The organism is Paenibacillus periandrae, assembly GCF_022458865.1.
Lineage (GTDB): Bacteria > Bacillota > Bacilli > Paenibacillales > NBRC-103111 > Paenibacillus_S > Paenibacillus_S periandrae.
The window spans coordinates 466594-489942 of record NZ_JAJNMU010000001.1; the positions used below are offsets into that span (position 1 = coordinate 466594).

A 23349-nucleotide genomic window follows, 5' to 3' on the forward strand; every position below is an offset into this window, starting at 1 on the left:
ATTCAAATAACGACAGTCCATAACCATTACGCCTACAAACCGTCAGATCATTGATGCATAATTCATCATATTGATTATACAACAGACGGAAAGAAAAAGCCGAGCTATCTCGCAGCGAGACAGTATCGGCTTTTCCAACTCTTATATGTTCTTGTGTGTGCATTTTTTCTTGCGTATGCCGATCTAATTATACTTACGCCTTCTCTTCACGCTCATATAAATCCTGTCTGCGGTCATAGAAGGGAGCGACGACGCCATGCTTGCGGTTTTTGTCGAGCTCGGAGAAATCGACCGTCGCATAAACGGCCATATTTTCGTTCAAACGCCCAGATATCAAGATCCCATCATTGGGAAAAGGAACATCGCATGGTGCAAATACTCCCGCCTGACAATGACCTTCATCAATCTGAGGACGACTTACGGGCAATGAGCCGACGATCCCGCTTAATGCCACGAACAATTGATTTTCAACGGCACGTGCCTGGCAGCAATGCCGGACACGATGATATCCCGCCGCAGAATCCGTGTAAGAGGGACACAGGATCAGCTCTACGCCTCTGGCTGCAGCAATTCGCGCAATTTCAGGAAATTCAATATCGTAACAGGTTAAGATGGCTGCTTTGCCCCAACGGGTATGAATGATATTAAGTGAATCGCCGCCTTTCAGCAGCCAGCGATGCTTTTCCTCAGGAGTAAGATGGAATTTATTTTGCGTTTCTACCCGGCCGTCAGGAAAAAACATAAATGCCGTATTCACGTAACTGTCTGCTTCCTGACAAATGTGACTGCCTGCCGCGATTACCATACCGGTTTCTTTACTCTGACGCTCAAAGAAATCACAATAGGCGGTCGTAAAGCTGTCCAAATACCGGCACGCTTCCTCATTATTCATAGTTGGAACGAGCGACAGCAAGTGCGCTGTCACATATTCCGGTAAAACAACCAGCTCCGCCTCCTGCCTGACTGCCTCCTGCAGCTTCTCAGCCATCAGCTCCCAGTAATGCTCAGCGGAATGAAGGTCGCTCAAACCGTATTGAATCGTAGCAATTTTCAATGTTGTCATAGTGGCGTGACTCCTTTGCAATAGAAAAACGAATTAGGAACGAATTTGCAGTGAATAAATATCGGTTCGTCGATCCCCTATCGTCAAAACTTCCTTCGTTTTTCTGTAACGCTGCAGTACCTCCAGATCGATCTCGGCCATAATAACCGTTTCCGTATTTTCACTGCACTCTGCGGCCACACCGTCACGGGGAAAGGAGAAGTCGGATGGTGTATAAATACCGGATTGGGCATATTGGATATCGATATTCTCAACATGCGTCAGATTGCCTACTGTGCCTGCGGTCACAACGAACATCTGATTTTCAATCGCTCTCGCCTGGGCACAAAATTTGACACGTAAAAAGGTTTGGCGGTCCTCCGTACAATACGGTACAAAAATAATTTGTGCCCCTTCTTCAGCAACAATGCGTGAAATCTCAGGGTACTCAATATCACTGCTGAGCTGGATCGAAATTTTGCCGCAATCCGTATCGAATACTTCCAACCGATTGCCACCGTTGATTCCCCACCACTTGCGTTCATTGGGAGAAATATGCAGCTTATACTGCTGGGCTATTGTCCCGTCACGGCGAAATAAATGGGCCACATTATAGATACGATTATTTTTTTCCAAGAAGTGTGAACCGCCTATAACATTGACATTATATTTCACAGCCAGATCGGAAAAGAGCTCCACATAATTCGGTGTGAATTCGGTCAATTTGCGCACAGCCAAGCTGGGCGAGCGCTCTTCCAGGAACGATAACAGCTGCATCGTCACATTTTCCGGAAATACGGCAAAGTCAGATTTATAATCCGAGGCTACATCCACATAATGCTCGCATTGGGTAGCAAACTCCTCAAACGATTCAATTTTTTTCATCATATATTGAACGACACATACCCGCACGGGAAATGACATTTTGTAATGGATTTTGGAAACCTTCGGTTTATACTCAATGTTGTTCCATTCCAGCAGTGTCGCATAGGTCATCGATTCCTGATCATCGGGTAAATAGTTCGTAATGATCCGTTTCAACGTGAAGCCGTTCATCATCTGGAAAGTCAGCACGGGATCATATATGTTTTGCTGCAATACCTCTTCGGCATACGCTCTCGGCGACATTTTATCACTATATTTATGATAGAGCGGAATACGTCCGCCTACAATAATGCTTTTCAGATTCAGCTCCTCGGCCAACCGCTTCCGCGCTTCATACAAGCGTCTGCCAATCTTCATGCGGCGGTAATCCGGATGCACCATGACCTCCATACCATACAAATTTCCACCTAATGGATCATGCGTACGAATATAGCCTTTATCCGTAATTTCCGCATAAGTATGCTGTTCCAAATATTCATCGAAGTTAACGATCAGGCTGGAGCACGAACCGATAATAATCCCATCATATTCCACACAGATTTGTCCTTCCGGGAATATACGGATATGGCTTTCCAGCTGCTCGATTTTCCAAGGGAGCATATTCGGAAAACAGATATTTTGCAGCGCGATGATATTTTCGAAGTCGGCACGCACAATATTGCGGATTATGATTTTTTTTTCAAATTGTGAAATATCACCTTTGGTCATATAAACTCTCCACTCTTTCAATATGGTCTTTAATCATTATATATAGGAAGTACTATCTGAATATTTAGCGTGTGTAAACGTAATGTAAACAATTAACATCTTGGAAATAACGCACTTCTTTACAATTTATTTATATTTTTATAACGTTCTCTTTACAATGTCCTCTTATACTATGCATATTGTCACTATTTTGATGAAGAGGTGTATCCATGAAACGCAGTAGTAAACTATTAACCAGTATGACCGCAGGCGCCTTATTGATCACAAGCCTGACAACCGCTACAGCTTTTGCGGAAACAAAGGATGTACCTGTACGAAAAACGTTTGAAAACATGCAAGGTAAGCTTACCTGGAATGAAAAGGATCGCAGTGTGCAAATCGTGGTCGGCAGCGTACAAGCAGTGCTCAAGCTCGATTCCGAAGATGCAACACTTCAGGGCAAGCTGTTCAAATTAAATAAAAAGCCTTATCTGACGGATTCCTTGATGCAAATCTCACCTGAGACCTTCCAGTCTATTCAACAGGTTGCCATTGCAGAACAAAACAAAACCGGCTACGAGGTGGCAAGCACCTTCAAAATGCCTGGCGGCAAAGCTGAGATCGCTTCATCTACACCGGATGGTAAACGTTTGGTCGTTACCGAGGATGACCTGGGCAGTATCAGTATTTTGAATATTGAAGATGTGACTAAGGTTAGTGTCTTGAAGCAAGTCAGCTTCAAAAGCCTTTCTGATAAAGCAACCGTTACCAGTGTGGCGGTAACTCCTGATGGCAAATTTGCATTGGCTGCTATCCGTACAGGTGATGATGTAACGCACGCCAACAAAGGTATAGTGGCCGCAGTCGATTTAAATACATATAGCATTGTCAAATCCTACGAGGTTGGCATCGGACCCGACAGTATCGTAATCTCCAAGGACGGCAAACATGTGGTCATCGCGATTGAAGATGAAGAAATTGATGTAGCGAAGGACGAAATCGATTATAAAAATGCCAAACGTCCAGGGTCGATCGCAATTATCAGCTTTGCAGGTGGAGATGTAACAAAGGGTGAATTAACCGATCTTAAAATAGATTTGACCAATGTAAAGGGAGCTATCTACCCCCATGATCCTCAGCCTGAATATGTAGCGATCAGTCCGGACAGCTCTACAGCCGCAATCACTTTGCAGGAAAACAATGCAATTGCCATCGTAGATCTGAACAAAAAAGCAATTACCAAAATTTTCTCGCTTGGTGTTACCAAGCATAAGGCCGATTTAAAAACAGATGACAAAGTGTCGTTCACCGAAGATATGACCGCTCGCCCTGAGCCGGATGGTATCGCCTTTACAACTGACGGCAAATACCTGTTCACCGCCAATGAAGGTGATCTGGGTAAAGACGAATTCAAGGATGGCGTTCGCTCGGGCGGACGTAATGTGATGGGCTGGGATTTAGATGGAAATGTGATCTATGACAGCATGGAACTGATCGATCAATCTGCTGCTCTAGTAGGTCTTTACCCAGAAAACCGCAGCGGTAATCGTGGCAGCGAGGTTGAGAACCTGACGATCGCCGAAGTGAACGGCAAGCAAATCATGGCGGTAGCTGCTGAACGTGCAAGCGTGATTCTGTTCTTCGAGGTAACCGATCCCAAGAAACCGAATTACCTGGGCTTGCTTCCTTCCGGCACTTCACCTGAGGGCATTCACAAGGTTGGCGGACGCAACCTGTTCGTCAGCGCTAATGAAGTAGCTGGATCCCTTACTTTCTACCAAGGTAAATAAATTCGTTAGGATATTTGACCGCGCAGCGAGACTTATTCATCGCACTTCCCAATAACAACGAATACACCTCCAAACCACAATTCAAGTGGGATTTGAGAGGTGTATTTGTTATTCCACGCTACTCAATCACGAGCCAGCTTTACAGCAGTTTTGTCGTTTCGTTCTTGATAGAAGCTTTGTCGGCAGGCTCCTCATCCTCTACGATACTGCGCGTAGAATTCCTGAATTCGCGGAGTGTGTCCCCGAAGGCTCTGCCGAGCTGTGGCAGCTTGGAAGGACCAAACACGATCAGAGCGATAGCCAGAATTAACACTAAGCCTGAAACACCAATATTGTTGAACATATGGATTCTCCTTTCTTCCCTTAATGATCAGGAGCCTGGCCGAATGAAGAAGGCTCCTATGTATGCATCCTCTGCTGCGGTACAGGCTTCCTTAGCTGTTCGTCGGCGTATGCTGCATGGCCCGCCACTGCCTGCCTGAAACGAATACACTGATTTCAAACAGCAAGAACAAAGGAACAGTTACCGATAGGTGAGAAATCATATCTGGTGGCGAAATGCACGAGCCTACAATGGCCAGGGTGATGTAGGCATACTTTCGTGTCATTTTTAACCGCTCGGGTGTCAGCAATCCCAATTTGGTAAGAAACATCAGAACCACTGGCATCTCAAAGGCTACCGCCATCGGAAACACAATTTCATATAAAAACGAAAAGTAGCGGTCGATACCATACGTTTCCACAGCGCCAATCGTCACGTTCATGGTCTTCATGAAATGCAGCATCATCGGGAACACAACCATGTAACCAAAGGCAGCTCCAGCTAAAAACAGTACAAACGCCGCAGGAATGTAAGGCAAGGTGCTTCTGGCCTCAGCTTCTGTAAGCCCTGGTTTCACGAACCCCCATAGCTGATGCAATATGACAGGCACCGCGAACAGCAGAGCAAACAGCAAAGCACACTTCATATAGATGAGCAGCCCGTCCGTAAAAGAAAATACATTCCATTCAATTGCGCTCGCTGAAGGCTGTGACTTGATGTAACGTAAAATACTCGGAGACAAGTACAGTCCTACACAAAGTGCGGCAATAAACCATGAGCCCACGATAATCAGCCGCTTCCTGATCTCCGCCAAATGCAGTACCCAGTCCTCCATTTCCATCCGATCCCCACCCCATTAGAAGCTAGATTGCAGATTCCGTGTATTCACACCAGAGATCCGCCTTTTTTTATATATTGAGAGACCCCTTCCGCTGCCCGGTATGCGAGTGCGCCAACGGTTCCTGTAGGGTTATAGCCGCTGTTATGCGGAAATGCGCATGCCCCAACAACGAAAATATTTTCGTGATCCCACATTTGCAAGTAGGAATTAACTGCAGAAGTGGATGGGTCAGCTCCCATAATCGCTCCTCCTGTATTGTGAGTCGATTGATAAGGGACAATATTGTATGGCCCCAGCTGATCGGCCGATCCCATCGTCGTCGGTTTCATTTCTTTCATAATTTCGGCCGCTTTACCTGCGACGAATTTGATCATTTCACGATCCTGATCCTCAAAGTCAAAGGTCACTCGAATCAGGGGCAGTCCGTACGCATCCTTATACGTAGGGTCCAGGTCAAGATAATGATGCTTCCAAGGCATACTGCTGCCCTGCGGAGATACTGCCAGCACACTATTAGCATATTTGATCGATTGTTTCTTGAACTCTTTTCCCCATGACGGGGTTCCCTTGGGTACCGAATTGGTTGCTATCGGTCGAAGCCCTGTCTGGGAAATCCGGATTCCTGCTCCATGAATAAAATTGAGATTTGTATGATCAAAGTTGTCTCCATTGAAATCAGGAACTTCGATTCCGAGTGATCCGGCCCCTGCATACAAATTGAATTCTCGATCATCAAAAAATCCGGTAGCTGCTCCCCCGTTTGTTTGATAAGCGTAGTTTTTGCCGATCACTCCTGTTCCCGAAACGGGATCATAGGGCTTGCCCAGCTTGGAAGTCAGCAGCAGACGAACATTATTGAACACGTAGCTTGCCATGATCACCACGTCTGCCGGCTGTTCGAATTGCTCCCCAGTGAGCGTATTTACATAGACGACTCCAGTAGCCTTCTTGCCGTCATTCAAAATTTGAATGACATTCGAGTAGGATCGCAGATCCAGATTGCCGGTTTTTTGAGCTACAGGCAGGACTGTCACCACCGGGTCCGCTTTGGCCCCATATTCACAGCCATATCGTTCACAGTAGCCGCAGTATTGACAGGCAGCCCGTGTGATACCGTCAGGATTCGTATACTGCTCGGAAAGATTAGCAGATGGCATCATGTAGGGGTGATAGCCAAGCTTCTTCGAGGCCTCTTCGAATAATTTGAGCACTGGTGTCCGTATCATCGGCTTGGTTGGAAAAGGATTAGTTCTTTTTCCTACAAGCGGATTTTGTTCGGGGTCACCGGATATGCCGGCCATCTTCTCAAATTTATCAAAGTACGGCTCCATTTGATCATAGGTAATACCCCAATCCTGAATCGTCATCCCTGCCGGAATTTTATTTTTACCATATTTTTCCACGGTCTTACTGTAGATTTCAAAATCATAAGGCAGGAACCGATACGTTTGTCCATTCCAGTGAACCCCAGCACCACCAAGCCCCTCACTAAGCAGGAAAGAACCATATTCTCTCATCGGCACAGCAGCAATCTTTTCGGTATTGCGAAACGTAATCGTTTCCTTGGATAAATCCTGCATCATCTCATACCGCTGTGAATAACGCAGTTCATCATGCACCATATAATAGTCTTTGGTGCTCCGAGGCTTCCCGCGCTCCAATCCGACTACCTTGACCCCTTCCTTGGTCAATTCCGCGGCAATAATTCCTCCCAGAAATCCCATGCCCACGATCACTACCGGAACCTTTGGCAATACTGTAGCCATTTATTTTCCTCACTTTCTATGGTTGACTGCTCTCTCACTGATTTAATGGGTAACAAAATGGTTACGTAAGCTTCTTGGCTCCATTAAGACGAATTGTTCCTTGTCCATAATTTCGGCGTAGCTCATTTGATTGCCCGGATATTTGCGCATTTTCCAACCCATCATATTTTTGTTGCCGCCATATAGCGGATCAGAGTAGGCGCCTTCTATCGTTAAAGCGCGCAGCATGTTGAAAAAGGTTTTGCCCGTGACCCCATTCACAACCATAATTTCTCCTTTTTCCATCATCGTGAGAATCGCGATCTTCTCCTCCTCGGCCAGATCTACAAAACCTTTTGAATATTTTTTCTGGCTGGCTTCCTCCAACGATTGCAGACCCATCGTAAACAGCTCATTACGCCGAATGCTTTGATAATCGCCCTGAGTCACTTCCCCTTTAACAAAAGGGCCCGTCCGATATTCTCGGGCGTTCACGCCCCAGCGGCTGGACATCTGATGATCTATGTAGAAGGCAACACCCAGCTCTGTAGCTCCTGGTCCAAGTTCATCCTTAGGAAAAATACATTCTGCAGCCGCTTCCGTCAGCTGAAGCTGAGTCTGATCAAAAAACATCGGAGCTTGATTGTAATCAATCGTTGAGGCTTCATTGCCAGGTGCGGGCGCTGGGGCAGGAGTCTCTGAAGGTTTGGTCAACCCGCCGGTGAAAGCCTTGGTCAGCACTCCACCCACAACGACCCCACCAATAGCAGCTCCGGAATATTTCAAAAAACGACGGCGCGAATCATCCGATGGACGTTGTGTATCCTTTTCTTCCATGACAGCAATCTCCTTTTAGATTGGATTATTGAGCTTCATTTTGTAATAAATGGACGTTGCGTATATTTTGATCACCGGACGGACATTTTATGCAAACAAACTGTTTTTCACAAAATAGCTGAAACCAGAACCAACCCCAAGGAGGAATACCCAATGAACAAATCACTTGTCTGTGTCACCCTGCTGCTTTCTATTTCACTATCCGCCTGTGGCTCGAAAAGCTCTGCACCTCCAAGTACCCCAACTCCGCCAGCAGCTAATCAGGGAGCTGGATCAACTACGGGCGGCGGTACCACTGCAGATGCTAGTGCGATTTATAAGCAAAACTGTGTAAGCTGTCACGGTAATGCACTGGAGGGTGCGGTTGGACCCAGCTTGCAAAAGGCCGGTGCCAAATACTCCAAGGATCAGCTTGCCACGATATTAAATAACGGAAAAGGGGCCATGCCCAGCTTTAAAGGCAAGCTCACAGATACTGAAATCGGTGCGCTTGCGACTTGGCTAGCCGATAAAAAATAAGCATTCCATTGAACATCGTACACAAAAAGCCGTTCCTGTTCGTTCCAGGAAACGGCTCTTGCTTATGAACTGCTTATGCTGCTGATTCATATTCGCTAATTTATACAGCCTGCTGTTTCAAGGCAACCTGTACCCGCTCGCCTACCTCGAAGGGCTCCGTAAATCCTGTATGCACTTCCCAGGTATGCCCATTCACGTTAACCGCATAATGAATTTCTTTGCCTTGATATTGCACATTGACGATTTGTCCGGGTAATCCATTCCGCTCCGATCGCTCCCTGCCATCTCTATGCATCAAAAATTGATCAGGTCTGACCGGGTACAAGCCGCTGGCTTTGATCTCCCCTGAAACCTCATTTCCAGCCCATGCAGGTGCAGCCACATTCTCGCTTCTCGGATGAAAAACAGCACCGTCCCAGCTGCCTTCAACCAGATTGGCCTTGCTTACGAATCGGGCCACAAAGCTGCTTTGCGGCCGCAGGTATACGTCCTGCGGAGTGCCGATCTGCTCAAACCGCCCCTCATTCATTACCACAATGCGATCTGCCATCGCCAGGGCTTCTCCCTGATCATGTGTCACATAAACAATCGAGGCTTGGCTACGACGGTGAAGGCTTTGAATTTCCCGGCGCATCTCCAAGCGCAGCATCGCATCCAGACTCGATAACGGCTCATCCATCAGCAGCAAGCTGGGCTTGGCTGCGACTGCACGGGCAAAGGCCACCCGCTGCTTTTGTCCGCCGGACAGCTCATGCGGCATCCGATCTGCCAGCTGTGTCAGACCGACCATTTCCAATACCTCGGATATGCGTGATAGCTCATTCGCACGTGGTAAAGCAGCTCTGTTACTTTGATGACGTAATGGAAAACGGACATGCTCCTTGACGCTCAGGTGCGGCCACAGCGCAAAGGATTGAAACACCATACCGATATTCCGGTGCTCAGACGCAACATTATGCCCGTTGCCGTCGACTGTTCTCCCTGCAATCCGTATCTCCCCATCGGTTGTATGATCAAAGCCTGCCATAAGCCGCAGCAATGTCGTTTTGCCACAGCCAGACGGCCCCAGAATAGCGATAAATTCTCCCGATTGAATCTGCAGGTCAATCCCCTTTAATACCTCCTGCGATCCGAAATGCTTCGTTACTCGAATGATTTCCGTATTCACAATGTGCCTCCCTTTCTTTGGGCTGTCCACTTCACAGCCTGCAGCAGAATCATCAATATCATAATCAGGGCCACAATGACGCACGACAATGCAGTAGAATAATTCGTGCTGCCTGCCTGCTCAAAATTAAAAATAACGACACCAATCGTTTCCGATCCTGACGACCATAGCAACGAGGATACCGTCAGCTCCGTCAAAGCGGACAAGAACACCAGAAGGGCTCCGGCCAGTATCCCCGGCAGCGTCAGAGGCAGGAGAATTTTACGCCATACGCTGCTCCACCCTGCACCTGAAATCCGGGCGGCTTCCTCCGCTGAAGCATCGATTTGCTGAAAATCCGTCATGCTGCTGCGCACCTGCAGCGTCATGAAACGGATCATATAAGCAATGAACAGAATGGCCACACTGCCGTATATTCCCGGATTCCAGCCTCGAATCGGCTCCATCCAGGTAAGAATCATTGCTAAGCCGAACACTATGCCCGGAAGCGCATAAGGCAGGCTGATCACCAGATCCATTCCTTTTACAAGCAGCGTAGACCGTTGCAGCCGATAGTACGCAAAGGCTGTCCCCACTATCATACAGACGATTAAGGTGACCAACGCTAATGTGAGGCTATTACCGATCGCGCGGTACGCCTTGGCACTCTCCCACAAGACGAAACGGAAATGATCGAAGGTCGTATTATTCCAGCTAAGTGGAAGCCCATAAGCTTTCTTTAAGGAATACATCAGCATCGAGACTAACGGTAAAAAGGTAATCACACCCAGAAACAGCCAGACAAGCCCCGTCCACAGCCACTTCTTTTTGCCTAACTGAAACCGCGGAACCATGTCCTCGTATCCCGTTTCCGATGTCTTGTAGGAACGCTGAACAAGCCATTGTATTAAAGTCCCGATTAAAGCGACAATTCCCAGAAGGACAGCCAGCGCAGAGCTTCTTGCAAACGCACTGGGGCCAAATCCGACTACCTGCTCATAAATCAGCGTACTTAATACCGTAATATTAGCCGGAATTCCCAGGAAAGCAGGGATGCCAAAGTTGTCCAGGCTGGCCAGAAAAGCGAGCAGACCACCGCTTGCTATACCCGGAATCGCCAGCGGCAGCGTGATCGTGCGAAATGTCGCCCATCGGCCGGCTCCACCTGCACGGCTTGCCCATTCCAGCTCTCGCGGAATTCGCCTGAGCACACCAACCGTCAGCAAATACACAAGCGGATAATGATGGATACCCATGACGAATATAATTCCCCCGTAGCTGTACATGCTCCACGGCTTCATATCCTTGGAAAATAGATGCAGAAATTCGGCTATTGGTCCTTGTACACCTGTAAATGATGTCCAGGCTAATGTTACAACATAAGAAGGCATTATAAATGAAAGCATGACAATCAAGTGAAGCCATGATTTATGTGACAAGTTACTATAGGCTATTAACCATGCAAGACCTACACCTAAAAGTATGGCAACCAGGGTCGAACCGCTGATGATGATTAAAGTCGATTCCACCGTTTTCCATGTTCTTGCCTCACTCAATAGATCAAAGTATACGCCAAGCCCCGTCCCTGTTTTGTGCACAAAGCTTAACGCCATCAGCTTTATGATAGGGAACAGAAACAGCAGAATGACAGTAACGAAACCTAATCCAAGAGCGATCCGTTGCAGCCAGACACGGGAACCCAATCGGGTCGGAGCCTTATCGACTCTTGACCCGTTGTTACGGTGCCCTGTCTGCTCAAGATTCGTATTCATATCTGTGTACTCGCGTCCTTCGCTAGCTTATTGTCCGAATATGTCCGTGAATGCTTTTTTATCCTGATCACGTGCTTCTACCAGCTTAGCCAGATCACCGGATAATACCTTCATCTCAGAGAACGACTTTAAACCTTCCGGTGCTTTAATACCATCACGCAGCGGTGTATACCCGATTTCCGCGGAGATCTTCTGACCGTCTTCGGATAGTACAAAATCGACCAGTGCCTGCGCCGCTTTTTCATTAGCCGTGTTGCTTAGAATACCAATCGGCTCCGTAATAACCGGCACTCCCTCCGTCGGATAAATAAGCTCAACCGGAGAACCCTTCTTTTTCTCACGCGGCACTAAATAATCTACCACCATGGCATATGACTTGGCGCCTGTCGCTACTTCCTTAAGAACAGCGCCGTTACCCTTGACTACAGAGATTTCGCTTGCTTTAAGCTGTTTGAAAAAGTCCCAGCCAAATTCATTCGTCCTTGTCATCACGCCAACATTATAAGCAGCCGCTCCCGAATACAATGGACTGGGCATAATAGCTGCGCCTTTGTTGGCCGCTTCCGTCAACACCTTCCAAGAAGTAGGCATCGTTTTTACTTTTTGTGTATTAACAGCGAGCACCGTCGCTAAAATTTTGGTACCTTGATACATCCCATCGGGATCAGCAAATCCTTTTGGGATTTTGGCCAGTTCAGGTGATTTGTAAGATTTTAACAATTTCTGCTGTTTAAGCGCCTCGAAGGTTACGGAATCTGCAACCAGCAGCACATCGGCCTGGACTTTACCTGCCTGATTCTCTGCCTGAAGCTTGGCGATCACCTCTTCCGTCCCGGAGCGGTATGTCTCCACCTTCACCTCAGGAAACTTTTTATTAAAAGCTGTAATCAGCTTTGTCACATCTTCTTCAGGCTGGGAGGTGTAAAAATTCAGCTTGCCTGCTACAGCCGCTTTCGTCTCCGCTACTCCGGCAGACGCTGCCTGAGAGGCGGACTTTTCTGTGCTGGTGGGCGAGGTGCCGCAGCCGCTGATCGTCCAAACCATGATGCAGGCGAGACTCATTGTGATCCATTTACCTTTACGCATTATCGGTATCTCTCCTCTTTTGTGCTATATTTCACCTTATTGTACAGCTCCACTATTAACGCAAGATCATACAAGCTTAATAGTTTTGTAAATTCTTAAGAAAATCTTCAGAATTCCCCTTACTTTATCTGAAGAACTTTTAGTTATGCTATAAACAGTTCTTTTACAGGAGGAATTCGTATGATGGTAGAAACCAAGTCACAAATACATGAAAAGCTGCTGTTCTTATATAAATTTGTATGCTCACCCGGACAAATCGGCAGTGTGACACCAAGCTCCCGTTATTTGGCCGATAAAATGCTTGCCTCCGTACCATGGGATCAGGTAAGCAGCATCGCTGAGCTTGGTGCAGGTACAGGTGCCATCACAAAGCACATCCAAGCTGTCAGACAAGTCCATACCAATGTACTGCTATTTGAAAAAGATCCGTATTTGCAGCAAGCGCTGGAACGCCAATATCCACAATTTGCTTGTTATTCCGATGGCCGCGACCTGTCGTATGCAATGCGTCAGGAGTCCATTGAGCAGCTGGATGCGATCATTTCCGGACTGCCCTTTTTCAACTTTCCACAAGCTATCAGGGATCAGCTGATGAACCAGATTGTCACGTCACTGAAAACAGGTGGACTGTTTATCGCTTTTCAATACTCCCTGCAGATGAAGTCACAGCTAAGTGAACATTTTGATATCGAAGCTGTCCATTGGGTTCCCTTGAACCTGCCTCCGGCCTTCGTTTATGTGTGCCGCAAAAAAGGAGTTCGACCATCATGAACTATGACACTCTCGTATCCATGATTGAACATTATGGTTATGCAGCCTTGTTTTTTTCCTTATGGCTCGGGATTGTCGGGATGCCGATTCCTGACGAGGTTGTTGTGATGACTGGCGGGGCGGTTACAGTAAGTGGAATTCTGCAGGTGATTCCCGCTTTTGTGCTTACGTATTTGGGTGTTATATCCGGGTTATCCTTAGGATATATACTGGGGCGATATGTGGGTACACCAGTGCTGGATAAGCTGCGGCGCAAACCAAGGATGAATAGATGGATCGGCTTTTCGGAGCGATTAATCGTCAAGTATGGAAGCTTCGCACTGTGTATCAGCTACTTGCTTCCCGTAGTCCGGCACATCATGCCGTATCTGGTCGGGATCAATAAAATGAGTTTTAGACGTTATGCGCTGCTCTCGTATACGACCGGTCTTGTTTGGACATTGATTTTTTTTACCGTGGGGCGTTTTGTTGGAAATCATGTGCAGGATGTCGGGGTTCTGGTTTATAATTACGGTATCCGGCTGTTAGGATTGCTGGGGTTGTGTATCATTATTATGATCGTCATACGGTTAGTTCGAAGGAGAGATCCGGCTCGATGAGTGTCACTATATTAGTTGCTGATGATGATCGGGATATTCGCGATGTCATCCACATTTACTTGCGAAATGAGGGGTATCGGGTTCTTGAAGCGGAGAATGGAAGTCAGGCCTTGACAATGGTTCAGCAGCATAAGATCGATTTGATCATATTGGATGTCATGATGCCTCTTCTGGATGGAATTACAGCATGTCTCAAAATTCGCGAGATCTCCCATGTTCCCATTATTATGCTTTCGGCCAAAGAGGAATATTTGGATAAAATCACCGGTCTCTCTACCGGAGCCGATGATTATGTGACCAAACCGTTCAACTCTCTGGAATTAATCGCAAGGGTGAAAGCCCAGCTGAGAAGACAGAACTTCGCCGTTCATCCACAAGCCCAGAGCAGCTCCGAAATTCATATCGATGAATTGGTCATAAGCAAGGATCACCACAGGACAACCGTTCGCGGTCAAGTGATCTCATTAACACCCATTGAGTTTTCCATCCTTGAGCTGCTTGCCACCCACCAGGGACAAGTGTTCAGTATCGATAAAATTTATCAGAGTGTGTGGAAGGAACAAAATGAATTTTATTCCGAAAATACGGTCATGGTCCATATCCGAAATATTCGCGAGAAAATAGAAATCAATGCCAGAGAACCTCAATATATAAAAACCGTTTGGGGAGTGGGATATAAAATTGACAAATAAGCTCTGGTCTCTCCTGAGTGGTAAAAGAAACATTCGAGGCCGCATTTTATGGGTGGTTATCCTAAGCTGGTTTCTCGCAATGTTCATGACTGTAGTTTCTGATAACTTAACCCTCCTCCTGCCTCCCTGGGCTGAATCACTAGCTAAGCTATTTAATTTGATCATGCTGTTAGCTTGCTTTATTGTGTTCTTTTTTGTATTTACCCATCCTATCGTGCGTTACTTCAAGGCCTTAACGGAGGGATTACAATCAATCGCAAGCGGGGACTTGAGCTATCGTCTCCCCTTGTCCCGACTGGATGAGCTGGGGACTGTCGCGCACAATATTAATCAAATGGCAGAACGCTTGCAGATCCAGCAGGAACGGGAACGACAGCTCGAGAAGTCAAAAATGGAGCTGATTACGTATGTATCCCACGATTTACGAACTCCGCTCACCAGTATCATAGGCTATCTCGATTTGCTTAAATCGCATACCTATCAGAATGTGACTGAACAGGAGCGTTTTATTGACAACGCATTTAATAAAACCCAGCAGCTCAAAAAACTGATTGATGATCTGTTTGAGTATACGAGACTTACCGACGGTCATATTCAATTAGCAGTTCAGCAGGTTGATATGAATAGTTTACTGGAGCAAATGATCACCGAGTTTGAGCCCGTTGCCAAGGAGCAGGGAATCACTGTACGTACAAATTTGTTGCCGGTGCCCGTGATGCTGGATCTGGATATTGAAAAGATCGTTAGAGCTATAGATAACTTACTCATGAATGCCATGAAATTTTCGGACAGACCCGGTACCATTCAGGTTTCACTTGATGCGGGAGCAGCTTCGGTTACCCTGAGCATTGAAAATAACGGTATCCCTATCTCACCCGAGCAGGAAGAACAGCTATTTGAACGATTTTACAAAATAGAACCGTCCCGATATGATAACCAAATGCCCTCCGGGTCCGGCCTCGGATTGTCCATTGCCAAACATATTGTTGAGCTGCATGGGGGACGCATCGGGCTTGAGCACATGCACGGTCATTATCGATTTTTTATGGATCTGATGATTTCTTCTGTCCGTCAGCTTTCTTCCCAGTACGACAAAAGCGATCTGCAATAACAAGGAAAATGAGCACAGGAGCGATCAATAAGGTATCCACAACAACGAAGCTCCAGTTATTGCTTGCGATCATTTGATACCCTCTACTGTGAGGCATGTACAGGATCACAAGCAGAAACCAAATAGCCGACAGGATGTACGCATAAATATAAGGTTTCATCAGTCGGATGCTGCTGCATCTGCAACCTCGTCCTCATTGACGAGATGAGCCGGAATCGGAATCATATCCAGTCCATAAGCCGTATTGAACAGCTGTCCGCCAGCTGCATCCGTTAAATTACCGCCAATGAATACGCCACTGTCATCGTCTTCATCCCCTGCAGTACCTTCGCCCGATAACAGCAATTCCCCGCCATGAGCTTGCGCAATTTCCAAAGCAGAAGTCAGCTCACTGTGATCCACAAACACTTGAACGATCCATTGACCTTCTTGTACATCCTGATGAGCATGATAGCCGATTTCCAGTAACGTGTCATAAGCCAAGGCAGCCGCCCCATCGTCTTGGAATCGAAATACTATAGGTACAGAACTCATAGACAAGTCTCCCTCTTTCTTCTCAAAATCCTTATATACCAAAGTTAGCTTTTCCCAAAATCAGCCTGTTATTCTGGTGATGATTTCATTGATGAATGAGCATACTTATAATCAATGGAAAGGAAGGTCCGATATGGAACGCCGAGTTATGATTACCAATCATCAAATGCTGGCATTAGTTGTGATCTCGACCATTGGGGCCTCAAGCTTATACGCTCCGGCGGCACTTGCCCACTATGCGGAACGCGACGCCTGGTATCTAGTATTGATGGGTGGCGCCTTTGGATTGTTCAACATATTCGTATTTGCATGGCTGGACCGTTTATTTCCCGGTAAAAATATAATTACAATCAGCATTTCCTTGTTAGGGCGTTGGATAGGCAGCTTGGTTGCTGCTCTTATCATTTTTTATTTAATAGACGTATCCACATGGACACTTCGCGAGTTTGCTGAATTTTTTATTATTGCCCTTGATCCTACAACCCCACAAGTATGGTACATGATTGCCTGTGCACTTATGTGCTCTTATGCGGTTTATCATGGCCTCGAGGTGTTTGCCCGCGTATCTGAAATTATTTTCATTGTGACTCTAATCACATTTATAGGTATTTACTTGTTATTGGTCAATCAGTACCATGCCGAATACCTGCTTCCCATTTTGGAGAACGGATTGATTCAGCCTTTGAAAGGTCTGATGGTTGCTATCTCCTGGTATGGTGATCTGATGTTTATTTCCATGATTCTCAAGCATGTTCGCAAGACTGAGCAATCCTCTTATTACGCAGCAGGTGCAGTTGGACTTATTGCCTGTATACTGCTGTTATCGGTCATGGCCAGCACGTTGATATTTGGTTGGAGAACGACATCAACTTTTACATACCCGAGCATCAGTCTCATACAAAACATACGAATATTTACCAATATTGAACGATTCGATGCTCTACTAATTGCGGTATGGGTGATGAGCTCCTTTATCAAGATTACGGTCTATTTCTGGTCAGCTCTGCAGGGAATCACAGATTTGCTGCGAATTCAACACCCTCGCATGTTTATCGTACCTATGGCTATTGGATTTGTCATATGCGCCAAATACAAAGTGTGGGGTCTTATCGAACTAGCAGCCATCTATGATAAACAAGCCTGGTATTTTGTATCCTTTCAATTATTTATTCCCACCTTGTTGTTAACAGTAGCCCTGATGAAACTAAAAGTCTTTAAAAGTGGGTGAGCCTCATACAAACGAACAAAACCGCATTGACGGACAATATGTCGGATAATAAGCAATTGCTGCTGGATCAGCTTCAACATTCTGATGATCTGATTATGGCTGACTTATTTATGGATGCCGGGCAAGCCATGACGGTGTGTTATTTGGAAGGAATGACCGACTCCAAAAAGCTGGAGAAGATGTTGACGCTGTTTAAAGAAAATAAGGAAATGCTGCGTGCTTTTCAAAAAGAGACCCAGGTATACACCATTGAGGATGCTGCCGAACAACTTGTATCGGGGTTAACGGTACTGCTTATTCCAGCTGAGGCATATGGAATCGCTATAGCTACATTTGGTGTTCAGCTGCGAAATGTGGATGAACCTGATAGTGAATCTACGGTGAAAGGACCACGAAGCGGGTTTACAGAATCGTTGCATAATAATATTGCATTGGTTCGATTTCATTTTCCCTCAACGGATCTGAAGGTCGAATACCGTAAAGTTGGTTATTTAAGCAAAATGACTCTGGCTATACTCTCAGTCAATCAAATCACCAATCCCGACATTCTGAATGAGCTGCACCTCAGAATTGATGAAATTCCGATAGATGCTATTTTGAGCAGCAATTATGTCGAGGAGTGGATCATTGATAATCCGTATACCTTGTTTCCTTTAGTGGAGTCAACAGAAAGACCGGATCGGGTCATTGGCGCATTGCTCGATGGAAGGATTGCGGTTGTAGCTCAAGGGACTCCTTTTGTCATTCTGCTGCCATTTGTATTTCTGCAGGCGTTTCAAGTAAGCGAGGACTATAACTGGAATTTTTATATCGGCTCCTGTGTTCGCTTGCTTCGCTTATTTTGCGGCTTTCTCGGCTTGATCCTTCCCGCTTTTTATGTGGCTACAGTTACCTATCACCACGAACTCGTGCCAACTCCGTTACTGCAAAGCATCGCAGCGGCCAAAGAACCCGTACCTTTTCCCGCGGTGCTAGAAAGCTTCATGATGATGTTCGCTTTTGAGATTATGCGTGAAGCCGGAGTTCGGATGCCTAAGCAGATTGGTCAGGCTGTCAGCATTGTCGGTGCCCTTATCCTGGGACAAGCCGCGGTACAGGCCGGTATTGTTTCTCCGATTATGGTAATTATCGCGGCATTAACAGGGATATGTACCTTTACACTTCCGCCAACAGCTATGAATTACACGATTCGTATTCTTCAGTTTGCCATGACGCTGTTTGCTTTCCTGTTAGGCTACGTTGGGATTATGGTGGGGATTATTATGCTGCTGACCTACTTGGCTTCTCTTCGTTCGTTTGGCATTCCTTATTTGGGACCTGCTGCGCCGTTTGATATGGACCAATTGACCGATGTCATTATTCGGAGACCCCATTCCGTCAATTATAAGCGTCCGAGTATGTTCAGGCCGATTAGCAGAACCCGCTTCAATGGTAAAAGAAGATGAAGCATCGGACATGGAGGTTAGCTGTCATTCTGGGCATATGCCTGATCAGCTCAGGCTGCAGAGGCAATATGGAATTGAACGATTTACATCTGGTCCATTCGATTGCCATTGACGAGGGAAGTCATGGATTAACTAAGCTTACTGCCGAAATTGCTGAGCTATCGCCAAGCGGACAACAGCCAAAAGGGATGCATAACGGTACTTTTTTTCTTTCTTCAGAAGGGAATAGCTTGTTCGAGGCAGCACGATTGATGAGGACCAAATCGGATCGAACGCTGCTATGGGGACATACGGCAGTTATCCTGTTCAGCAAGGCAGCCGCAAAAAATGGAATTAACAAGCATATAGAAGCCATACGCCGTTTAAAGCAGTTCCGTAATTCTACACTGCTCTATGTGACGGAAGGACAAGCTTTTGAAGCTTTGCAGGTGTCTAAACCGAAGGGTCCGATTTTTTCACAAACTCTGAAGGGCCTGTCACAGGGTGAGAAGAGCACCGCGTTAACGCAGCAAACGAGTTTGATTGAAGTTTATAAAGATCTGGTTAACCGTACCCATGATTTGACTATACCTGCACTCCAGGTTGTAAAGGACCCCATTATGAGCAAGAAGCAGGAGCTGCAAGCTACGGGTCTATATGCATTCCAGGGTGAGCAGCTCATCGGTCTTATGAGTACAACGGAAACCAAGGGCTATTTGCGTGCCTTGAACAAGATGGAGAGTGCCGTAGAGACCCTCTCCTGCGGACCTAATCAAAGCATCACATTTGAAAACGTCAGTAACAAGAGCGTCATTCAACCCTTTGTCGATACCACCCTGAAACCAAAAACTCACATTGATATTTATGCGACCTTAAATATTACCGGGTATGAGTGTAAGGGTGCCGAAATCAATCCCGAGATCATCCTTGAATTGGAAAAGAAGCTGAATAAGACAATCGCCAGTGACGTACAGCAATATATCCGCTATTCCCAAAAGCATAAAATCGATTTGCTCGGTATCGGAGAAAAGATTCATCGCAGCTATCCTAATTATTGGAAAAAAATGCAAGCTTCATGGGACGATATCTACGCTACGTCCCAATTCACGGTCACGGCTCATTGCCGAATTGATCACACCAATTTTATTTTCGAGATTGAGCCAAGTGTGGGTTAAGCTTGCACATCCCTGCCTGGCTTCTTGAATCGGGCCAAACCAGCTTTAAGTGCGTAAATCAGCTCGTAAATAATCGGTACAATGACAAGGGTCAAAATGGTTGATGTTGTCAGTCCTCCAATGACCACGACTGCCAAGCCTTTAGAGATCAAGGTGCCTTTGGACAGACCTAACGCCAAGGGCATCAAAGCCAGTATGGTCGCACCTGCCGTCATGATTATCGGTCTTAATCGGGTTAATCCCGCTTCCACAAGCGAATCGCGCACAGAATGTCCTTCCTTGCTCAGCTGCTGAACCCGGTCAACCAGCACGATCGCATTCGTTACAACGATACCGATCAGCATGAGGAATCCGATCATCGAGGTCACATTGAGCGATTCTCCTGTAACCAGAAGACCCAGCAGGCCACCAATAGCCGCCAGTGGCAGGGAAAACAGGATCGCGATTGGCGCACTGATATTGCCGAAGGCAAGTACCATGACCAAAAATACGATAAAGATCGATACAGCCATCGCTGCGTACATTTGCAGGAAGCTATTGTCAATTTCCTGGGCTACGCCCTTCACCTCACGGGTGACACCAGCCGGCAGCTCCAGCTTGCCCAGCTGTGCAGATACGAGGTTGCTAACTCCGCCTTTATCCTTGCTATCGATTTTGGCTGTTAGCTTCAGCACCTGCTTTTGCCCTTCGCGACTAATGACGATCGGTGCGTCGACAAGTCGTATTTTGGCGATTTCATTCAGTTGAACCTTCAAACCGGTCTGTGTTTTCATGAGCAAGGTACCCAGCTTGTCAATCGAGTTTTTGAATTGGGGGTCGAGCATAACCTTTGTTGTAAATATGACATTATCGAAATTAAGATCTCCCAGCTTTTCCTCCGCGATCCACTTGTGCACATGATCCAGTACCTCTGCGGCAGTCAATCCATATACCCTTGCCTTGTTTTCATCAACGGTTACTTCAATCTCGCTTTTGGATTCGCTCAGACTGTCCTTAACATCAGAAAGCTCGGGAAAGGTGGACATCCTCTCTTTGACCAAAACCGCTGCCTGCTCCAGATTACGCTGATCGCTTCCGAGCAAGGAATAAGAGAAATCAATAGATCCACTGCTGTTCCCTCCGCTTAAAAGTACACCTCTTACAGTAGCACCTTTGGGAAGCAGATTGAGAATTTCACGCTCATACTTTTTAACAATTTCATTGGCTGCTTTCTTATTAAATACTTCTGTAAACATTGACGTTATATAGGCAGTTCGCTCTCTGCTGAAGCTGTAGCCGACAAGTGATTCGTTGTACATAAAGATGGGCTTGCCCTCGGTATCCACAGCCTCTCTGAACATGGCTTCTATTTCTCTGGATTTAGCATTCATCGATTCCAGCGACGTTTCCCGCGGCAGCTTGATTTGATACAGCATTTGTCCATCCGACTCCTCCTCCGGCATAAAGCTTATCGCCAGCTGTGGAACTATCAGCACAATTGATAAAATAAATAAAAGCGCAGCCAACAGGAGCGTCTTGATTCGATGGTGAAGCGACCATAACAGCGCCTTTTTATAGTGCTCTGCGGACCAGCTCACTTGAGTCTCATCATGCCAAGGAATGCTGCTGTTCATGACCATAAGCTTAGCCAGCATCGGAATCACTGTCAATGCAACCAATAGTGAAGACAGCAGCGCACACGCCAATGTTAAGGCAAAGGGACGGAACACCTCGCCAATTTCCCCACTGACGAAAGCGATCGGAGCAAATACCCCAACTGTCGTAATCGTTGAGGACGTAATGGCCGAGGACACCTGCTTTGTCGCAAGCTTGATTACCGATTCGCTGCGCTTTTGCGCTTTTTGCAGTTGGCTGTAAATATTTTCTATTACAACAATACTATCATCGACAACACGGCCAACGGCTATGGCCAAGCCACCGAGCGTCATAATGTTCAGAGAAATCCCAAGCGGGTTCATGAGCAAGAGAGTGATCAAAATGGACAGTGGAATGGAAACCAGTACGATGAGGGTCATCCGTACATTTCTTAGAAACAATAATATCATCAGCGAGGCCAATAGTGCTCCGAGTGCCCCCTCCTGCACCATGCCATGAACGGATTGATTAATCGTAACCGCTGTATTCAACACAATATGAAATTTCACTCCGGGCAAGGTTCGCTCCCATTCGGTCATCATTTGCTCCGCCTTACTGGCGATTTGCACTTCATTGGCCCCTTTGGCTTTATACAGCTGCACGCCAATAGCCGGCTTGTCATCCAACCTGGCTATGAACGCTGACTCGTTGATCGCTTCAATAGTAGCAAGCTGATTAAGTAAAAGCGTATCACCACGAGGCGTAGTTAGGGGAAGATGGTTCAGACTGTACAAGGAGTTGAGCTGTCCCTTGACACGAACCATATGTGTATTTCCGTTAAAATCAAGTAATCCCGCCGGGCTGGAAACGAGCGAGGCCTGCAGCAGATCGCTAACCTGAGAAGGCGTAAGCCCATAATTATTGATCGCTGCTGCATCGAGTCTGATCGTTAACACACTCTCCTGGTTGCCGACGGAATCAACGTGGTCGACCCCCCGAATCGATTCAAAGCCCGGAAGAATGGTGTCCTTATACACTTTGTCCAGCTCGTTTTGGTTCATACCCTCATTTCCGTATACAGCCATGTAATAGATGACGCTTGAGGTGAAGCCTTCGGTAAGCACCTGGGGTTTCTCAGCGCCTTGCGGAATGCGAACGTTAGCAACTGCGCTTTCTACCTCCTTCTTTAGATCGTCCAGCTTTGTACCCTGCTCAAATTCCAATACGATTTGAGCGTAGTTATCCTGTGAGGTGGACATCAGGCTTTTCAAGCCCGCTACACCAGAAACAGCTTTCTCAATAGGCTTGGTGACCTTTTCCATAATATCCTGAGGCGGAGCTGTATACTGAACCGTAACGTAAACGACAGACGATGAAATATCCGGCATCAGCTCTACCCTCAAGGTTGTTGCAGAATAACTGCCTCCAAGCAGCAGCAGCAGCATAATAATGACGACTGCAGCTATATTTTTCATGGAAAAATGGGTTAACTTATACATCCTCTCGACTCCTCCGCAATCAGCAATTCGCAACTGAACCGTAACGTTCATAAGCTTAGCGTATAAAT

The 23349-nt window shown here is 46.5% G+C and carries 20 protein-coding genes; 9 read left to right on the forward strand and 11 right to left on the reverse strand.

Annotated elements, in window-relative coordinates; translation table 11 throughout:
- Window positions 1-193: 193 nt before the first annotated feature.
- A complete protein-coding gene (locus LRL21_RS02150; protein ID WP_240414103.1) occupies window positions 194-1063 on the reverse strand; it encodes a carbon-nitrogen hydrolase family protein in 870 nt (289 codons plus the stop codon).
- Between the two features lie 33 nt (window positions 1064-1096).
- The gene (locus tag LRL21_RS02155) at window positions 1097-2635 is read right to left on the reverse strand and encodes a bifunctional GNAT family N-acetyltransferase/carbon-nitrogen hydrolase family protein (RefSeq protein WP_240414104.1); all 1539 of its coding nucleotides are present in this window, start codon (window positions 2633-2635) and stop codon (window positions 1097-1099) included.
- A gap of 209 nt (window positions 2636-2844) precedes the next feature.
- Here LRL21_RS02155 and LRL21_RS02160 point away from each other — a divergent pair, with 209 nt between their 5' ends.
- The gene (locus LRL21_RS02160; protein WP_240414105.1) at window positions 2845-4404 is read left to right on the forward strand and encodes a choice-of-anchor I domain-containing protein; all 1560 of its coding nucleotides are present in this window, start codon (window positions 2845-2847) and stop codon (window positions 4402-4404) included.
- A 139-nt stretch (window positions 4405-4543) separates the two neighbouring features.
- Here the strand turns inward: LRL21_RS02160 and LRL21_RS02165 are convergent, their stop codons facing one another.
- The 4 genes from LRL21_RS02165 to LRL21_RS02180 all read right to left on the reverse strand — a co-directional run bounded on the left by LRL21_RS02165 (window position 4544) and on the right by LRL21_RS02180 (window position 8149).
- Window positions 4544-4747 (reverse strand): twin-arginine translocase TatA/TatE family subunit, encoded by a 204-nt coding sequence (locus LRL21_RS02165; protein ID WP_076228158.1) that lies wholly within the window; start codon window positions 4745-4747, stop codon window positions 4544-4546.
- Between the two features lie 91 nt (window positions 4748-4838).
- On the reverse strand, window positions 4839-5567 hold the full coding sequence (gene tatC, locus LRL21_RS02170; protein ID WP_240414106.1) for a twin-arginine translocase subunit TatC: 729 nt from the start codon (window positions 5565-5567) through the stop codon (window positions 4839-4841).
- A 44-nt stretch (window positions 5568-5611) separates the two neighbouring features.
- A complete protein-coding gene (locus LRL21_RS02175; protein WP_240414107.1) occupies window positions 5612-7333 on the reverse strand; it encodes a GMC family oxidoreductase in 1722 nt (573 codons plus the stop codon).
- 42 nt (window positions 7334-7375) lie between these two features.
- Window positions 7376-8149 carry a gluconate 2-dehydrogenase subunit 3 family protein gene (locus tag LRL21_RS02180; RefSeq protein WP_240414108.1) on the reverse strand — a complete coding sequence of 258 codons (774 nt, stop codon included), beginning with the start codon at window positions 8147-8149 and terminating at the stop codon, window positions 7376-7378.
- 153 nt (window positions 8150-8302) lie between these two features.
- Here LRL21_RS02180 and LRL21_RS02185 point away from each other — a divergent pair, with 153 nt between their 5' ends.
- Window positions 8303-8668 carry a c-type cytochrome gene (locus tag LRL21_RS02185; protein WP_240414109.1) on the forward strand — a complete coding sequence of 122 codons (366 nt, stop codon included), beginning with the start codon at window positions 8303-8305 and terminating at the stop codon, window positions 8666-8668.
- 100 nt (window positions 8669-8768) lie between these two features.
- On the opposite strand, the gene LRL21_RS46145 is transcribed toward LRL21_RS02185, so the two are convergent.
- The 3 genes from LRL21_RS46145 to LRL21_RS02200 are packed head-to-tail and all read right to left on the reverse strand — an operon-like array spanning window position 8769 to window position 12673.
- Window positions 8769-9836 (reverse strand): ABC transporter ATP-binding protein, encoded by a 1068-nt coding sequence (locus LRL21_RS46145; protein ID WP_240414110.1) that lies wholly within the window; start codon window positions 9834-9836, stop codon window positions 8769-8771.
- Window positions 9833-11587, reverse strand: coding sequence for an ABC transporter permease (locus LRL21_RS02195; RefSeq protein ID WP_240414111.1), 1755 nt, complete (start codon window positions 11585-11587; stop codon window positions 9833-9835). Before LRL21_RS02195 ends, LRL21_RS46145 begins: the two co-directional genes overlap by 4 nt.
- Before the next feature lie 27 nt (window positions 11588-11614).
- A complete protein-coding gene (locus tag LRL21_RS02200) occupies window positions 11615-12673 on the reverse strand; it encodes an ABC transporter substrate-binding protein (protein ID WP_240414112.1) in 1059 nt (352 codons plus the stop codon).
- 183 nt (window positions 12674-12856) lie between these two features.
- On the opposite strand from LRL21_RS02200, the gene LRL21_RS02205 reads away from it, so the two are divergent.
- The 4 genes from LRL21_RS02205 to LRL21_RS02220 all read left to right on the forward strand — a co-directional run bounded on the left by LRL21_RS02205 (window position 12857) and on the right by LRL21_RS02220 (window position 15846).
- Window positions 12857-13444: a class I SAM-dependent methyltransferase gene (locus LRL21_RS02205; RefSeq protein ID WP_240414202.1), complete on the forward strand. Its 588-nt coding sequence runs from the start codon at window positions 12857-12859 to the stop codon at window positions 13442-13444.
- On the forward strand, window positions 13441-14043 hold the full coding sequence (locus tag LRL21_RS02210) for a DedA family protein (RefSeq protein WP_240414113.1): 603 nt from the start codon (window positions 13441-13443) through the stop codon (window positions 14041-14043). Before LRL21_RS02205 ends, LRL21_RS02210 begins: the two co-directional genes overlap by 4 nt.
- On the forward strand, window positions 14040-14735 hold the full coding sequence (locus LRL21_RS02215) for a response regulator transcription factor (protein WP_240414114.1): 696 nt from the start codon (window positions 14040-14042) through the stop codon (window positions 14733-14735). Before LRL21_RS02210 ends, LRL21_RS02215 begins: the two co-directional genes overlap by 4 nt.
- 85 nt (window positions 14736-14820) lie before the next feature.
- Window positions 14821-15846: a sensor histidine kinase gene (locus LRL21_RS02220; RefSeq protein WP_240414115.1), complete on the forward strand. Its 1026-nt coding sequence runs from the start codon at window positions 14821-14823 to the stop codon at window positions 15844-15846.
- Window positions 15847-16005: 159 nt separating this feature from the next.
- Here LRL21_RS02220 and LRL21_RS02225 read toward each other — a convergent pair whose 3' ends face one another.
- Entirely contained in the window at window positions 16006-16380 is a 375-nt protein-coding gene (locus tag LRL21_RS02225; RefSeq protein WP_240414116.1) for a DNA/RNA helicase, read from the reverse strand.
- Window positions 16381-16513: 133 nt separating this feature from the next.
- On the opposite strand from LRL21_RS02225, the gene LRL21_RS02230 reads away from it, so the two are divergent.
- The 3 genes from LRL21_RS02230 to LRL21_RS02240 are packed head-to-tail and all read left to right on the forward strand — an operon-like array spanning window position 16514 to window position 20207.
- Entirely contained in the window at window positions 16514-17608 is a 1095-nt protein-coding gene (locus LRL21_RS02230) for a GerAB/ArcD/ProY family transporter (RefSeq protein WP_240414117.1), read from the forward strand.
- Window positions 17605-19053 carry a spore germination protein gene (locus tag LRL21_RS02235; protein WP_240414118.1) on the forward strand — a complete coding sequence of 483 codons (1449 nt, stop codon included), beginning with the start codon at window positions 17605-17607 and terminating at the stop codon, window positions 19051-19053. The genes LRL21_RS02230 and LRL21_RS02235 overlap by 4 nt, the downstream gene beginning before the upstream one ends.
- Entirely contained in the window at window positions 19050-20207 is a 1158-nt protein-coding gene (locus LRL21_RS02240) for a Ger(x)C family spore germination protein (RefSeq protein ID WP_240414119.1), read from the forward strand. The genes LRL21_RS02235 and LRL21_RS02240 overlap by 4 nt, the downstream gene beginning before the upstream one ends.
- Here LRL21_RS02240 and LRL21_RS02245 read toward each other — a convergent pair.
- Window positions 20204-23281: an efflux RND transporter permease subunit gene (locus LRL21_RS02245; protein ID WP_240414120.1), complete on the reverse strand. Its 3078-nt coding sequence runs from the start codon at window positions 23279-23281 to the stop codon at window positions 20204-20206. The genes LRL21_RS02240 and LRL21_RS02245 overlap by 4 nt on opposite strands.
- Window positions 23282-23349: the final 68 nt, after the last annotated feature.

Excerpts from the sequence above, each read along its gene's own strand:
- LRL21_RS02175 (WP_240414107.1), bottom strand. The coding sequence starts at position 7,333 with ATGGCTACAGTATTGCCAAAGGTTCCGGTAGTGATCGTGGGCATGGGA.
- LRL21_RS02240 (WP_240414119.1), top strand. The coding sequence starts at position 19,050 with ATGAAGCATCGGACATGGAGGTTAGCTGTCATTCTGGGCATATGCCTG.
- tatC (WP_240414106.1), bottom strand. The coding sequence starts at position 5,567 with ATGGAAATGGAGGACTGGGTACTGCATTTGGCGGAGATCAGGAAGCGG.
- LRL21_RS02230 (WP_240414117.1), top strand. The coding sequence starts at position 16,514 with ATGGAACGCCGAGTTATGATTACCAATCATCAAATGCTGGCATTAGTT.
- LRL21_RS02155 (WP_240414104.1), bottom strand. The coding sequence starts at position 2,635 with ATGACCAAAGGTGATATTTCACAATTTGAAAAAAAAATCATAATCCGC.
- LRL21_RS02245 (WP_240414120.1), bottom strand. The coding sequence starts at position 23,281 with ATGTATAAGTTAACCCATTTTTCCATGAAAAATATAGCTGCAGTCGTC.
- LRL21_RS02180 (WP_240414108.1), bottom strand. The coding sequence starts at position 8,149 with ATGGAAGAAAAGGATACACAACGTCCATCGGATGATTCGCGCCGTCGT.
- LRL21_RS02165 (WP_076228158.1), bottom strand. The coding sequence starts at position 4,747 with ATGTTCAACAATATTGGTGTTTCAGGCTTAGTGTTAATTCTGGCTATC.
- LRL21_RS02160 (WP_240414105.1), top strand. The coding sequence starts at position 2,845 with ATGAAACGCAGTAGTAAACTATTAACCAGTATGACCGCAGGCGCCTTA.
- LRL21_RS02210 (WP_240414113.1), top strand. The coding sequence starts at position 13,441 with ATGAACTATGACACTCTCGTATCCATGATTGAACATTATGGTTATGCA.
- LRL21_RS02205 (WP_240414202.1), top strand. The coding sequence starts at position 12,857 with ATGGTAGAAACCAAGTCACAAATACATGAAAAGCTGCTGTTCTTATAT.
- LRL21_RS02220 (WP_240414115.1), top strand. The coding sequence starts at position 14,821 with ATGACTGTAGTTTCTGATAACTTAACCCTCCTCCTGCCTCCCTGGGCT.
- LRL21_RS02185 (WP_240414109.1), top strand. The coding sequence starts at position 8,303 with ATGAACAAATCACTTGTCTGTGTCACCCTGCTGCTTTCTATTTCACTA.
- LRL21_RS02225 (WP_240414116.1), bottom strand. The coding sequence starts at position 16,380 with ATGAGTTCTGTACCTATAGTATTTCGATTCCAAGACGATGGGGCGGCT.
- LRL21_RS02195 (WP_240414111.1), bottom strand. The coding sequence starts at position 11,587 with ATGAATACGAATCTTGAGCAGACAGGGCACCGTAACAACGGGTCAAGA.
- LRL21_RS02200 (WP_240414112.1), bottom strand. The coding sequence starts at position 12,673 with ATGCGTAAAGGTAAATGGATCACAATGAGTCTCGCCTGCATCATGGTT.
- LRL21_RS02215 (WP_240414114.1), top strand. The coding sequence starts at position 14,040 with ATGAGTGTCACTATATTAGTTGCTGATGATGATCGGGATATTCGCGAT.
- LRL21_RS02150 (WP_240414103.1), bottom strand. The coding sequence starts at position 1,063 with ATGACAACATTGAAAATTGCTACGATTCAATACGGTTTGAGCGACCTT.